Source organism: Bdellovibrio bacteriovorus, from assembly GCF_002208115.1.
Taxonomy (GTDB): Bacteria; Bdellovibrionota; Bdellovibrionia; order Bdellovibrionales; family Bdellovibrionaceae; genus Bdellovibrio; species Bdellovibrio bacteriovorus_C.
Map to the genome: position 1 here is coordinate 246,164 of NZ_CP020946.1, position 12,303 is coordinate 258,466.

Below are 12,303 nucleotides of genomic sequence, written 5' to 3' on the forward strand. Positions count from 1 at the left end.
TAGGGGGTTTTGCCGATGGAGGTCAAGGCCGGTCGAGGGTTGCCGTCGCCCGGGTTTTGATATTATAAAAGGCTCAGCTTTCAGGGACGTTTAAAGATGAATATGAACGAATTTAACATCGCAGCTCAGGACTTTTTGCAGAGGGTATTCAACAAATTGGATGCTCAGAATATCCAATTGGATAAGCACTGGTTCATTGACCATCTTTGTTATCGCGTTTCTTCTTTGGAAAATTATAACGCCTTCAAAGTGCAGTTCGCGTCCTTTGCCGAACTTTTGATTGAAAGCGACGTGAACGGGCGTCCAATTGCCACGTACAAGTTTGCAGAGCCGATTCTTTTTAGAGATTGGTCGATTCAGGTGGTGGAACTTCCGGCACCCAAGCCGGGTAAAGTCACTATTGAAGGTTTCGAACACTTTGAGGTGGTCGCCGATATCGGCTTTGATGAAATCAAGTCTCGCTATCCAAATGCGGTATTCAGTGAATCAGGCTTAAAAAAGGATTTTAATCCGGAGCTTGAAATTTCGCTGGATGAACTGGCGATCAAATTTCATCCACTGTCTTTGGAATCTGTTATCCGACTGGAAAAGAACGAAGCCGTTTATGCGGCTGTGAAAAGTTCAGGTGTTCTGAAATCCCTGAAGGAACATCAGCCCCTGTTGGTGGGAACTTACCCGCTGGGTCTGAATGTTTCCGGATCTGACGTGGATGTTCTGATCAACGTTCCAGATCTGACGACAGCCGAGACCTTGTTTAAAAAGCATTTCTCCGGCTTTGAAAAATTCAAGGCCGAAACCCACGGGCAGTATGCTGCGGTGACAGCTTCTTTTGACTTCCACGGCGTGGCCTTTGAGGTCTTTGCTCAAGCGAAAGACACAGCCAAACAAAACGGAAACCTGCACTTCCTGGCAGAAGAGCGTCTGTTGCATGTGGGTGGATCATCATTGGCTGAAAAGATTCTGGCTTTGCGTAAGGGCGGGGATAAGACCGAGCCTGCTTTTGCCAAGGCTTTGAATTTGTCAGGCAATCCTTATGACGAGCTTTTGCGATTACAAAAGCTCATTGAGTCTGAGCTTCGTCAGCTTCTGAAATAAAAGAAAGGCCGTGGGTATTCACGGCCTTTTTCATTCTTACTTTTTTGCCAGTAAGTCTTCCAGTTTGTCGAAGGATCCGGTCCATCCTTGAGTCATTCCGGCGCGGCCCTGAACAAAGGTTGCCAGTTCCTCTTTCGTCCAAGTGCCGTGAGCTTCCCAGGTGATTGTGACCCGGGTTTCATCCGGCGCTTCCTCGGTCAGCAGTACCGTGGTCTTCATGGATTCAGGCCATGTGGGCGCCAGTGGGTGACGGGATGGTTTTTCGTCCTTATCACAGAACTGCTGCGTGTACACGATGCGGTCCGGGCGATTGATTTCCAGATAGTGAGCGCGGCTATAGAATTCGACCCCCTGTCCGTTGGTCATCATGCAAAGCGTGCTACCGCCAGTTTTAATATCCGCACGCAGGAACTTCATGGTGAACCCTGTCGGTGGAATCCATTTGGCAAAGTGTTCTGGATTCGTCCACATTTCAAACACCGTGTGGATCGGTGCTTCAAACGAACGGTTGATCACAAAGGTCTCGTGTCCGGTGGATTCCTTTTCCAGATATTCTGCCAGACGGTCCCAAGTGGAATTGCCACCTGCAGCTTTGATAAACTTTTTGGTTTCTTGAGCGGCTTCCGGTGTCGGCAAAGTCATGGTCATTTCAAGTTTGGTTTTGCCTTTGACGTCCTGGAATGTCGCCGTCACACGGAACAGAGGAGGCCTGTCATCATTACCTCCATGATCGTACACCAGGCGGGAACGCTCTACGACTTCATGATAGATGGTTTTGTTTTCCCAGTTGGTTCCGTCAGGTCCATGCATGGTGTAAGCCCAGTGGCCGCCGGGGCGCAGGTCCTTGCTGTGAGTGGTGATTGTGAATCCTCGCGGACCCCACCACTTGGCGACTTGATCAGGGTCCGTCCAGGCATCCCACACGGCCTTCACCGGAGCATCGTAGATTCTGGTAATTTTAATTTCGTTGGATTTACTTTTTGCGGCCATGTTTTTTCCCTTTCGGTTTTTCTTTCACAGTGACGGTTTTTAAGTAGGCATCTAAGCGATCAAGGCTTTCTTCCCAGAAGACCCGGTATTGCTCCATCCAGTCGGCGACATCTTTTAAGCCGTCGCCATTCAATTTGCAGGGGCGCCACTGGGCCTCTTTGGATTTCGTAATCAGGCCCGCTTTTTCCAGGACCTTCAGATGTTTGGTGACAGCAGGCAGGCTCATTTCCTTTAGAAATGGCTTTGCCAAATCCGATACATTGGCTTCACCTTTTGAAAGCTGAGCCAGCATCGCCCGGCGGGTCGGGTCGGCAAGGGCGGCAAAGGTCAGGCTAAGATGGTCTTGCATAATACACCTATCGGTTAATTAACTAATAAGTTAAATATAAACCTCTGGAAAGGGTCTGTCAAATTTAGCCTTAAACCAAGTGATTTCAGTAAGTTATAAATATCACAAAAACGCGTGGCAAAGGCCCTGGTCTGTAATAGAACACAGCCATGGTGAAAGTTTCCCGAATCCTGCATGCTGGTTACGTCTTTGAGTGCGAGGGCACGCGTGTGGCCTTTGATACGATCTTTGAAAATCCCTTCAGTCGTAATTGCCATGCATTTCCTGCGGTGGAATTTGATAAGGAGCAGATTCGGGATCTGAAATTTTCCGCCGTTTTTATTTCACACTATCATGACGACCACTGTTCTTTGGACAGCTTGAACCTGCTGGATCGAAGCACGCCGATATACATGTACTGTGTTTTTGACGAGATCTTTGATTGGATTCGACAACTTGGGTTCACGAACGTGAACTCTTTGGCGCTGAATGTGCCAGTCAAGATCGGGGAATTTGAAATCATCCCGCGCCGGGCTTTGGATGCGGATGTGGATTCGTTGTTTCAGATCAAGGCCAAAGGTTTAAACATTCTGAATGTCGTGGATTCCTGGATTGACTACGACACTTTGGATTTGTTGCGTGCCCAAGGTCCCTGGGACCTGATTATGTGGCCTTTTCAGACCATGCGGGAAATTGAAGTCATCGCCCCCAGAAGTGCGGCCCCGTCCGATGGTTTGATCCCAAAAGAATGGGCCGAACAGCTTAAGGCACTTAATCCCCGTTTTGTGATCCCAAGCTCTTGTCAGTTTTCGATGGAAAGCTGGTCTTGGTATAATCATGCCTTTTTCCCTGTGTCCTATGCCGGATTTCAAAAGCAGCTAAAGGACCTTTTGCCACAAGCGCAGGTGGTCCGCTTGAATCCGTCCTGCAGTGTAATACTGAATGGGGAAGGTGTGAGCCCGGCCGCGGCGCTGCCTTGGATTAAACCAGTGGGACCGCAGGATGTTGACTATGACTATCAGCCGAAACTGGTTCCGCCTAAAACCGCAGAAATCGCCAAGCGCTTTCCGGCTCTGACGGCGGAACAATTCCGCCGTGTGATTGAATACTGCCAGTCAGACCTTTTGGAAAAGTACCGTTCAATGGGTCCCCCGGAAGATGTCTATTTCGAAAATCCTCGTCTGTGGCGACTTTCCGTTTTTGATCACCAAGGTCAGGGTCAGGAATTCTTGTATCAGGTCCACGGGGCCGAGATCGAAACGCGGACCGCTGCCACCGAAGACATTGGCTGGACGACGGAAGTGTCTCTTTACAAGCTGCATGCGGCCTTGCAGGCAGGCGAGACCCTGACATCCATGTACATGCGGATTAACGATTATGATTTTGCACCCGAACTAAGTTCCGCTGTGGCTGAAGTGGACGTCGTGGAAGATCCGCTGGTGCGCTGCCTGTTCAACGGTGTCTTTGGGGCTTACCAACTGGCACAACTTCGTCGTCTGACAGGATGTCAGTGAACAGAGCTTTAATCCGTTCTATCCATTGACTGATGTTTACAGCAATTCTAAAACTGATATGTGCTTAAACGTCTGATAACCTCTTTTATTTTTTTGCTGGCGCTGCAACCCTGTTGGGGTGGTCCGCTGGGAACCATTCCAACAATTGAAGAAGACAATCTGCGACTGATCTTCGATTTTCGATCGGACCTTTGGTCTTCGCCCTACACCTACAAAGATTCACCCGTGCGAATCGTGGGTGGAGACATCCGAATTCCCATTTATAAAAGCGAAACCTGGAGCGCATCAGCCCGCATATTCGACGAGAACCTTCAGTTGGGCCGGGCCCAGTTCAATCTTGGTGGAGAAAACATCTTCATTGGAACCGCCCTGCAGAATCAGGGCATGGGCTTTGGTGTGCGAAAAGTTTTCGCCAGCGGCAGCATGATGAGTGTTTTTGCCTCTTATGCCACCGCGAGCGATGTTCCCTGGGGTGCCCCACGCAATGACTACTTTGACGGGACGATTTCCTACCGAATGGTGACAGGCAAAGACTATCATTGGATCTTTGCGGTGAATCAGTCGGACAATCGTGGGATTTACAATGGCATGCCGTATCCGTTCATTGGGGTGGTCCAGGATATCTGGCCGGGCTTTCGTTTCAGTTTGGGGCTGCCTTTCCTGATGCTGGAATGGGGGGCTGGTGAAGAGTGGGTGACAAACTTCAGCCTGACTCCATTTGGCGTTAGATTGGCTACCAGCAAGCAGATGGATCATGGCTTCGTCTTCCAGGCCAGGACTGCACTGACGGTGCGGTCCTATATGTTTGACACTCGCAAAGACAACGCCGACCGCTTGTATTATCAAGAGATATTCGCCGAAGGAGCGTTGAAAAAGTTCGTGACCCCTCAGACCGGTATTTCTTTTGCTTTGGGGGCGGCGGTGGATCGTCGTTTGTATGAATCCGAACGTATTTATGTTCCAAATTCGAAAGTGACCACGATCAAAAATGACTTCTATGGCCGTCTGGGCGTGGAGTTCAGATTATGATGAAGTGGGCATTCTATCTTTCCGCATTTGTCCTGACCAGTTCCTGCGCGCCGTTCGTGGATTCACCTTTTTCTGACAATCTGCTGCGCCCTGAGCGTAATTTGAACGAAGTCGCCATCAGCCGCTTGGGGGACATCGAGGGCGACGGAGTCATTCGCATCGGTGTTTACTCTGATTCGCATCAGAACTACAAGGCTACGGACAAAATGGCCTATCAGATGAATCAGGCCACCGATCTTGATTTTGTAGCAGGTTTGGGGGATTTCACCAACTCTGCCTACAACCTGGAATACGATGAATTTATGGAAGCCATCGGGCGCCTGGATCAGATCAATATCAATGCGGTGGGAAATCACGATTCCATCGGGGCAGGCCCGGAGCTTTATCGCAAGGCTTTTGGCAAATCGAATTTCTATTTCGAGTCCGCGACCTACAGATATATCTTCTTCAATTCCAACAACCTGGAAAACCCGGCTGAATTCGATCCGCGGTGGCTTAAGGACCGGGTGGATGAAACCGGCAAGAACATCATGATCTTTTCGCATGTGCAGTTGCGCGATAACGAGCGCTATTTCAACGACGATGCCACGATTCTGGGTTATGTGATCGAACACCCCAGAGTGAAGGTGATTTTTAATGGTCACAACCACGTCTATGATCTGTCGAAAGATCACGACACCATCATGATGCAATGTGGGCGTGTTGCAGGGGATGATGGCACCCATTGGCTGACGATCACCGTGCAGGGCGGACAGTTCTGTGTGAAACGTATGGATACAGGAGTCACCACATGCGAAAACATCAAGTAGGTCTTTTCGTGGCGATGTTGCTGCTGGGTCTTTCGGCGCAAGCCGGAGACTGGCGTGCGGTTGTGGAGCGAGCAGGCTTCATGGGTACAGTGGCGGCGGGCTTTAGTTACGAGTGGGAGCCTGAACATGCGGTGGATCTGTCCCTGGGGGCTTACCCGCTGGATGATCAGACCTATTACCAGACAAATTTTGTCTATCGGTATTCCCGCTGGACCAGTCCGGTGGGGGAGGACATGTGGCGGCCGCTGCAGTTTGGCTTCTTCATGGCGTACTCTCTGGATCAGGAGCATTACTTTATGAAGTCCCCGGATAAGTATCCGTATCCGGAATACTATGACTGGACCGCTCTTCGTTATGGACTGGAGTTTGGAACAACTTACACCTTTATGCCCAGCCGAATCGGGCTGGCTTATCGCATTCGTATTTTTGATAATGGGGTGATTGCGTTGTTCAATAATTCCAATCGCGACCTGCAGTATTACGTGTCTTCAGGATTCTCGCTTCAGTATTTGTTTTAGAAAGTGGCTGAAAGGTTGACAGATTTTTTGTCTTTCAGCCGGGACGTCCTGTTTAAAAACGAGATTCGCACGCAATGCCACGATCCGATTGAGAATTAATCCTTTTCACGAAAAAAATTTGTCAGAATGGATCCAGGAGATTCCTCATGGATCAAAGAGCCGCGCCAGTTCTGGGCGCCATAGATGACTGCATCGAAAAGTTCGCCGCAGAAAGAAAGCAGCACATTGCCCCCTTCATTGAAAAGCATTTTTCCGTGTCTGAAACAATCCGGATTCAGAAAAGGCATCTGCCTCTGGATCTGCTGTTAAGTCCGGTGAATGCCCTCTGGTCGATTCCCTATCTGATGCTAAAAAAAGCTGTAGAGACTTCCGACAAAATGGGCTGGCCGGCGCTAAATCCTCTGATCGACATTCTTCCGGCAAGTTTTAAAACGGGCTATCAAAAGGACATCGAAAAGCTGATTGCAACAGAACTTGTGGGTGAAGACATCCTGATGGACTGTCTGCGCAAGGATGCCGTGCTGGGGCCGATGCTGGCGTCGGGGGCGGTTGAGCTGAATCAACGCAAGATCCGCAGTGAAGTGCTGAAAGAGATTGAAAAGTACACCTCCAGTCAGGCCATGATCAATGATATCTGCAGTTCTCTTCTGACTCTGGCGGCAGGATGGATTTATTTCGGAGACAAATCGCTGGGGGTCATGGGAATAGGAAGCAAGATTGCCCGTCAGATGGCCCGCGAAAAGGCGTCGTCGAACTTTTTCCTGGGTGAAAAAGTGGGGTCGGTGTTTTATGGAGTTTTTCCTCCGGCGCCCACAAATACCCAGGTGGTGCTGGCGACTCTGGCGGTGGGAACACTGCTGACGGCCTGCAGTTTGGTGGTCAGTGTTTTGAGTGACCCCGCCCGCAAACGTTTCGGCCTGCATGATAAAAAGCTTCATGCTCTGGTGGACAATCTGGAGGAAAGACTCTTTATTGCCTTAAAAAAAGACCTGAAGAGTCATATCCGCCAGTCTGCCCCCATGAAGCAGGCAAGTTGATCAGAAGTATTTTTTATGTTCGATGATCAGGCAGCGGTTGGAAACGACTTTGAGACCCGCTTTTTCAGCGCGGGCTTCCGCCTCGGGGTTGGTAATCCCCAACTGCAGCCATAACACTTCCACTCCACCAACAGCCAAGGCTTCATCGACGACTTCGTCGATGCGGTCCGAACTGCGAAAGACATCCACAAACTTGCGATACTCCGCCGGAACTTCAGCAAGACTGTTATAGATTTTAAATCCTCCGGCTTCATGTTTTTTGGGGTAAGTTCCCACCATGTCCCAGCCATGGTCACGCATGTAAGCCGGAACATAGTGGCTGGCTTTCGTGGCATCAGGGCTTAGACCATAGACGGAAAATTTTTTGTACTTTTCCAGCAGGGCTTTGAATTCGCTGTCTTTGACATTCATTAGGGCACCTCGGGTTGTATCCATTATGTTCAGCGAGCGACGCTTTAAGTTCAAGCATTCAGAGGGAATTTCGTGCAATAACAGCATGCAATCTCTGTGCGTACTTTGTTTTAATCAAACATCTTGATTAAGTTTATCGATTTTTAAAATGAACTGCCCTGAGCTACATTGGATTTATCAGGAGGCAGAAAATATGAAATGTCCAAACTGTAAAGAACCAAATCTGGTGATCTCTGAACGCAAAGGGATTGAAATTGACTATTGCCCTGAGTGCCGCGGCATCTGGCTGGATCGCGGCGAGCTTGATAAGATCATCGAAAGATCCGCAGAATACGAGGCGGCTCCAAAACGCGAAGAGGTTGTTCAACATCAACAACCCCCTCAATATCAGCAGCAGCATCAGCAGCCCTATCAGTATCAGAAACCTTACAAACGCAGAAAATCATTCCTGGAAGAACTGTTCGACTAGGACTTCTTTTCCGTAAGGAAGTAAGCAAAGGCGAGGGCTGGCATCAGGAACCCCACCCACGATGTCAGCTCCCAGCCGCCACGGGCATACGCCCACGCACCCAGTGTAGATCCCACCGCTCCTCCCACAAAAATCGTCGCGATAAAGAGTCCGTTCAAACGACTGCGGTATTCCGCATTTAGTGAGAAAATCGCTCTTTGACCCATCACCAGGTTGGCGGTGATGCCTGCATCCAGCAGGATTGCGGAAATCACCAGCGCGGCCAATGAAGCCGTAGAACCACCGTCAAAGAAGTGACTTAACAAAAATGAAAAGGCCGAAACCGTCATGGCAATCATGGTCGCTATGCGGCTGTGACCTTTGTCGGCGGCTTTACCGGCAATGGGTGCAATCACCGCTCCGGAAACTCCGACCAATGCAAAGATCGCAATGGCTGACTGGGACAGGTTGAACTTCGGCCCGGCCAGCAGCAGGGGACTTGCGGTCCAGAACAGACAGAATGCTCCAAACATAAAGGCCTGATAGGCGCCACGACGGCGGACCACCGGTGTTTCAACAAACAGTCTTCCCATGGATTTCAGCAGATCAAAATAGTGGATGTTTTTATTCTCGGGATGACGTTCCGGCATCACTTTATAAAGAATGATGGCAAGGACCGTCATCAGTGCGGCAGACAGAACAAAAACCGCATGCCACGAAAATAAATCCGTCAGCAGGCTTGAGACCGGACGGGACAGCATAATCCCGATCATCAATCCGCTCATCAGGCTGCCAACGACCTGACCTCGTTTTACTTCCGGGGCAAAGTGCGCCGTGTAGGGCACAAGAATTTGCACGGTCGAAGCCCCAAGTCCGGTGGCGAACGCGGCGATAAAGTAAGGCGTCAGTTGCGAGGCAAACGCCAGGCCCAGAACACCCAGTACTGCAATCCCAATCATGGTCAGAACCAGACGGCGATTTTCGATGATGTCACCCAAAGGCACAATCAGCAAAACTCCCAGTCCATATCCGATCTGAGTAAGGGTCACGACAAGACCGGCAGCGCTGGGATCCAGTCCCAAAGCCTGACTGATCATGGCGGTGATGGGTTGAGCATAATATAAGTTGGCAACAATGATTCCGACGGCAGCCATCAGAAGCAGGACCAACCCGCGAGTTAAAGTCGGGTGTACAGTGTCCGTTTTCATATTTCCGAAGCTACGCCTGTCTATGCGATTGCGCAAGGTCAGTGATGAAAGCCGACTTGTGCTCGGTATTCACTAAGGATTGCTAAATGGATTATTGATTTCAAGTCAAAGATCAATTGCGGTTTTAGGTCTGAATCAGCAACAGTGAAAATGTTAGATTAGCCTTATCAAAACGTATCTTTGATGAGGAGAACTCTATGAAAATGCCACAAATCGGACTTGGAACCTTTCGCTTAAAAGGCGCCGACGCCGAAAACTCAGTAAGAATGGGACTGGAGCTGGGCTATCGCCATATCGACACGGCTCAGATCTATGACAATGAAACCGAAGTGGGGAAGGTGCTGACAGAAAGCGGGATACCCCGCGCTGACGTGTTTTTGACCACCAAAATCTGGACAGAGAATCTGTCCAAAGCAAGTCTGATTCCAAGCTTGAAGGAAAGTCTTCAGAAGCTGCAAACAGACTATGTGGATTTGGTGTTGATTCACTGGCCATCTCCGGAAGGAAAAGTTCCCTTGGCCGAGACTTTGGAAGCCCTGATGCAGGCAAAGTCCCTGGGGTTGAGCAAAGAGATCGGGGTTTCCAACTTCCCGATCAGTGAAATGAAGAAGGCTGTTGAAATTGTCGGGGCCAAGAACATATTCACCAATCAGATCGAGGTTCATCCGTATCTGCAAAACCGAAAGCTGGTTGATTACCTGCAGTCGGTGGGTGTGACCGTAACGGCCTATATGCCGCTGGCTTATGGGAAAGTCATGAAAGATGAAACACTGCTGAAGATCGCAAGCCGACATGGAATGACACCGGCGGATGTGGTTTTGTCCTGGCTGATGGATCAGGAAATGGTGGTCATTCCCTCTTCGACCAAAAAACAGAATCTGCAGGCACGCCGGGGGCTTTTGACTGCGGAAGAAAAAGAACTGATTGCCAGCCTGAACTCGGGGGAACGACTGGCGAATCCGGCTTTTGCGCCGGCGTGGGATTAATGCGGGTTCTTGCCTCGCTTACATGATCCGCAAAAGATCTTCCAGGCGGTTGTAGCTTTCGCTAAGTCCGCGGTGCATGCCTGACTGTAAAACCATATCTCGCGCAGTTTTGGATTCGTAGCGCAAGACCACCGTGTGCAGCGTGGTTTTGCCGTCTTCGGTCAGCGAAAGGTCATTCAGGCCCTCACCCGGATACCAGGGCTCATCGAAGAGCTCGGTGGTTTGCAGATGGTCGGGGCGGTGAATCTCTTTTACCACTCCGTGCATTCCCATTTCGCGGCCGTCCTCGTGGCGCCACAAATAGTGGTATTGGCCTCCGGGATGGGGATCCAGAGTGCAAACGGGCAGGGTCCATCCTTCCGGGCCCAGCAGCCAGCGTTTCAAATATTCCGGTTTCGTGTAGGCATCAAAGATTTTTTCTTTAGAGGCTTTGAATGTGCGGGTGATGACGATATTGCGGTCACCTGCGGGTACGACTTTTAAATCGTTCATGCGTCCTCCTATTTTGGCGGCTCTTCTCCAGAATAGCTGACAATCTCCCAGACATGTCCGTCCAGATCCTCAAAACTGCGGCTGTACATAAAACCATAGTCCGTGGGCGGCCGTGGGGACAGGCCTCCGGCTTTTTTGGCTTTGTCGATCAGCGCTTCCACCTGTTCTTTTGAATCGACGGAAAAGCAGGTAATGACTTCAATGTTCTTACGGGCATCCATGATGGTTTTGTCGGTGAAAGTCTGGAAGAAGTTTTCATCCAGAAGCATGGCGAAGATATCTTTTCCCATGACCATGCAGGCGGCGCTGTCGTTGGTGAACTTCATGTTGTATTCAAAACCCAGCTTGCTGAAGAACTCCATGGATCTTTTCAGATTCTTGACAGGAAGATTCACGTAGATTTGCTTAACCATGCATTTCTCCTTCCAGAACGGGCCTGGTTCCATATATTGTTATTAACGTGGCAATAAGTCTCAAGTGACGATGAAGGAATACATAGAAACATAACGGAGGAATCACATGGCAAAATACGTAGATGGATTTGTACTGACTGTTCCCAAGAAAAACATGGCACAGTATCGCAAGATGGCGATGCAGGCCTCAAAAATCTTTTTGAAGTACGGGGCGCTGGAATACAAAGAATGTGTCGGCGATGACATGAATATCGAATGGGCGCTGCCATTTCCTAAGCTGACCAAGGCAAAATCCGATGAAGTGATTGTGTTTTCATGGATCACCTACAAATCCCGTGCGGCTCGGGACCGTGCGAACAAGGCCATGATGAATGATCCGAAGATGAAGGACATGCAGCCGGATAAAATGCCATTTGATATGAAGCGCATGGCCTACGGCGGCTTCAAAACGATCGTGGATAAATAGGTTCGGAAAGTCTATGAAAACGTTTGGAATAATAGTTGGTTCCCTGGTGGCATTGATTCTGGTGCTGGGACTTCTGGCACCCAAGGACTTTAAGGTCAGCCGTGACATCATTATCGATAGGCCCCAGTCTGAAGTTTACGCCTATGTGAAACAACTGAAGAATCAGAACCTGTGGAATGCCTGGTTTCTGAAAGACCCCAAAGTTAAGATGGAATACCAAGGCGAGGACGGGACCATCGGTTTTGTCGCTTCCTGGGAAAGCGCGATGAAAGAGGTCGGAGTGGGTGAGCAGGAGATCAAAGGTCTTTCTGAAAACACTCGCGTGGACACCGAGATCCGTTTTAAGATCCCGATGGAAGCCAGCTTTGATTCTTACGTGACCACGGAGGCTGTGGACGCCGGTCAGACCCGCGTCACCATGGGAATGCATGATGAGATGTCCATCCCCATGAATGTGATGAGCTTCCTGTTTAACAAGATTTTTGGCGGCGAAGACCATATCATCCGGGACATGGATCAGAGTCTGATAAATTTGAAAACACAGCTTGAGCAGAAATAA

Annotated in this window: 16 protein-coding genes; 10 read left to right on the forward strand and 6 right to left on the reverse strand. The window is 49.7% G+C overall.

All coding sequences use genetic code 11. The annotated features are described in order from the left end of the window. The first annotated feature begins 102 nt into the window (after positions 1 to 102). Positions 103 to 1,095, forward strand: coding sequence for a VOC family protein (locus B9G79_RS01245; protein ID WP_232468966.1), 993 nt, complete (start codon positions 103 to 105; stop codon positions 1,093 to 1,095). Positions 1,096 to 1,131: 36 nt separating this feature from the next. On the opposite strand, the gene B9G79_RS01250 is transcribed toward B9G79_RS01245, so the two are convergent. After that, complete coding sequence (locus B9G79_RS01250) at positions 1,132 to 2,085, reverse strand: SRPBCC family protein (protein WP_088563936.1); 954 nt, start codon at positions 2,083 to 2,085, stop codon at positions 1,132 to 1,134. Further along, positions 2,069 to 2,434: an ArsR/SmtB family transcription factor gene (locus tag B9G79_RS01255; RefSeq protein WP_088563937.1), complete on the reverse strand. Its 366-nt coding sequence runs from the start codon at positions 2,432 to 2,434 to the stop codon at positions 2,069 to 2,071. The genes B9G79_RS01250 and B9G79_RS01255 overlap by 17 nt, the downstream gene beginning before the upstream one ends. A 149-nt stretch (positions 2,435 to 2,583) precedes the next feature. On the opposite strand from B9G79_RS01255, the gene B9G79_RS01260 reads away from it, so the two are divergent. The 5 genes from B9G79_RS01260 to B9G79_RS01280 all read left to right on the forward strand — a co-directional run bounded on the left by B9G79_RS01260 (position 2,584) and on the right by B9G79_RS01280 (position 7,320). After that, on the forward strand, positions 2,584 to 3,927 hold the full coding sequence (locus B9G79_RS01260; RefSeq protein ID WP_088563938.1) for an MBL fold metallo-hydrolase: 1,344 nt from the start codon (positions 2,584 to 2,586) through the stop codon (positions 3,925 to 3,927). A gap of 60 nt (positions 3,928 to 3,987) precedes the next feature. Beyond that, a complete protein-coding gene (locus tag B9G79_RS01265) occupies positions 3,988 to 4,956 on the forward strand; it encodes a hypothetical protein (protein ID WP_198298037.1) in 969 nt (322 codons plus the stop codon). Continuing rightward, positions 4,953 to 5,765, forward strand: coding sequence for a metallophosphoesterase family protein (locus B9G79_RS01270; protein ID WP_088563939.1), 813 nt, complete (start codon positions 4,953 to 4,955; stop codon positions 5,763 to 5,765). Before B9G79_RS01265 ends, B9G79_RS01270 begins: the two co-directional genes overlap by 4 nt. Next, entirely contained in the window at positions 5,747 to 6,283 is a 537-nt protein-coding gene (locus B9G79_RS01275) for a hypothetical protein (protein ID WP_232468967.1), read from the forward strand. Before B9G79_RS01270 ends, B9G79_RS01275 begins: the two co-directional genes overlap by 19 nt. Before the next feature lie 146 nt (positions 6,284 to 6,429). Further along, complete coding sequence (locus B9G79_RS01280) at positions 6,430 to 7,320, forward strand: DUF6635 family protein (protein WP_232468968.1); 891 nt, start codon at positions 6,430 to 6,432, stop codon at positions 7,318 to 7,320. Here the strand turns inward: B9G79_RS01280 and B9G79_RS01285 are convergent, their stop codons facing one another. Then, positions 7,321 to 7,731 carry a CoA-binding protein gene (locus B9G79_RS01285; RefSeq protein ID WP_088563940.1) on the reverse strand — a complete coding sequence of 137 codons (411 nt, stop codon included), beginning with the start codon at positions 7,729 to 7,731 and terminating at the stop codon, positions 7,321 to 7,323. Between the two features lie 193 nt (positions 7,732 to 7,924). Between B9G79_RS01285 and B9G79_RS01290 the strand changes: the two genes are divergently transcribed. Beyond that, complete coding sequence (locus B9G79_RS01290; RefSeq protein ID WP_088563941.1) at positions 7,925 to 8,200, forward strand: TFIIB-type zinc ribbon-containing protein; 276 nt, start codon at positions 7,925 to 7,927, stop codon at positions 8,198 to 8,200. On the opposite strand, the gene B9G79_RS01295 is transcribed toward B9G79_RS01290, so the two are convergent. Next, positions 8,197 to 9,387 (reverse strand): MFS transporter, encoded by a 1,191-nt coding sequence (locus B9G79_RS01295; RefSeq protein ID WP_088563942.1) that lies wholly within the window; start codon positions 9,385 to 9,387, stop codon positions 8,197 to 8,199. The two genes, B9G79_RS01290 and B9G79_RS01295, sit on opposite strands and share 4 nt — an antisense overlap. Positions 9,388 to 9,584: 197 nt before the next feature. Between B9G79_RS01295 and dkgB the strand changes: the two genes are divergently transcribed. Next, positions 9,585 to 10,373, forward strand: coding sequence for a 2,5-didehydrogluconate reductase DkgB (dkgB, locus tag B9G79_RS01300; RefSeq protein ID WP_088563943.1), 789 nt, complete (start codon positions 9,585 to 9,587; stop codon positions 10,371 to 10,373). Positions 10,374 to 10,391: 18 nt separating this feature from the next. On the opposite strand, the gene B9G79_RS01305 is transcribed toward dkgB, so the two are convergent. Both B9G79_RS01305 and B9G79_RS01310 read right to left on the reverse strand, forming a co-directional pair. After that, a complete protein-coding gene (locus tag B9G79_RS01305) occupies positions 10,392 to 10,865 on the reverse strand; it encodes an SRPBCC family protein (RefSeq protein ID WP_088563944.1) in 474 nt (157 codons plus the stop codon). An 8-nt stretch (positions 10,866 to 10,873) separates the two neighbouring features. After that, positions 10,874 to 11,278, reverse strand: coding sequence for a VOC family protein (locus B9G79_RS01310; RefSeq protein ID WP_088563945.1), 405 nt, complete (start codon positions 11,276 to 11,278; stop codon positions 10,874 to 10,876). A gap of 106 nt (positions 11,279 to 11,384) precedes the next feature. Between B9G79_RS01310 and B9G79_RS01315 the strand changes: the two genes are divergently transcribed. Both B9G79_RS01315 and B9G79_RS01320 read left to right on the forward strand, forming a co-directional pair. Then, the gene (locus B9G79_RS01315) at positions 11,385 to 11,744 is read left to right on the forward strand and encodes a DUF1428 domain-containing protein (protein ID WP_088563946.1); all 360 of its coding nucleotides are present in this window, start codon (positions 11,385 to 11,387) and stop codon (positions 11,742 to 11,744) included. A 13-nt stretch (positions 11,745 to 11,757) separates the two neighbouring features. Beyond that, the gene (locus B9G79_RS01320) at positions 11,758 to 12,303 is read left to right on the forward strand and encodes an SRPBCC family protein (protein ID WP_088563947.1); all 546 of its coding nucleotides are present in this window, start codon (positions 11,758 to 11,760) and stop codon (positions 12,301 to 12,303) included.

Coding starts and splice junctions, on each gene's coding strand:
- B9G79_RS01290 (WP_088563941.1), top strand. CDS start 7,925: ATGAAATGTCCAAACTGTAAAGAACCAAATCTGGTGATCTCTGAACGC.
- B9G79_RS01320 (WP_088563947.1), top strand. CDS start 11,758: ATGAAAACGTTTGGAATAATAGTTGGTTCCCTGGTGGCATTGATTCTG.
- B9G79_RS01250 (WP_088563936.1), bottom strand. CDS start 2,085: ATGGCCGCAAAAAGTAAATCCAACGAAATTAAAATTACCAGAATCTAC.
- B9G79_RS01305 (WP_088563944.1), bottom strand. CDS start 10,865: ATGAACGATTTAAAAGTCGTACCCGCAGGTGACCGCAATATCGTCATC.
- B9G79_RS01295 (WP_088563942.1), bottom strand. CDS start 9,387: ATGAAAACGGACACTGTACACCCGACTTTAACTCGCGGGTTGGTCCTG.
- B9G79_RS01280 (WP_232468968.1), top strand. CDS start 6,430: ATGGATCAAAGAGCCGCGCCAGTTCTGGGCGCCATAGATGACTGCATC.
- B9G79_RS01315 (WP_088563946.1), top strand. CDS start 11,385: ATGGCAAAATACGTAGATGGATTTGTACTGACTGTTCCCAAGAAAAAC.
- B9G79_RS01260 (WP_088563938.1), top strand. CDS start 2,584: ATGGTGAAAGTTTCCCGAATCCTGCATGCTGGTTACGTCTTTGAGTGC.
- B9G79_RS01310 (WP_088563945.1), bottom strand. CDS start 11,278: ATGGTTAAGCAAATCTACGTGAATCTTCCTGTCAAGAATCTGAAAAGA.
- B9G79_RS01245 (WP_232468966.1), top strand. CDS start 103: ATGAACGAATTTAACATCGCAGCTCAGGACTTTTTGCAGAGGGTATTC.
- B9G79_RS01255 (WP_088563937.1), bottom strand. CDS start 2,434: ATGCAAGACCATCTTAGCCTGACCTTTGCCGCCCTTGCCGACCCGACC.
- B9G79_RS01270 (WP_088563939.1), top strand. CDS start 4,953: ATGATGAAGTGGGCATTCTATCTTTCCGCATTTGTCCTGACCAGTTCC.
- dkgB (WP_088563943.1), top strand. CDS start 9,585: ATGAAAATGCCACAAATCGGACTTGGAACCTTTCGCTTAAAAGGCGCC.
- B9G79_RS01285 (WP_088563940.1), bottom strand. CDS start 7,731: ATGAATGTCAAAGACAGCGAATTCAAAGCCCTGCTGGAAAAGTACAAA.
- B9G79_RS01275 (WP_232468967.1), top strand. CDS start 5,747: ATGCGAAAACATCAAGTAGGTCTTTTCGTGGCGATGTTGCTGCTGGGT.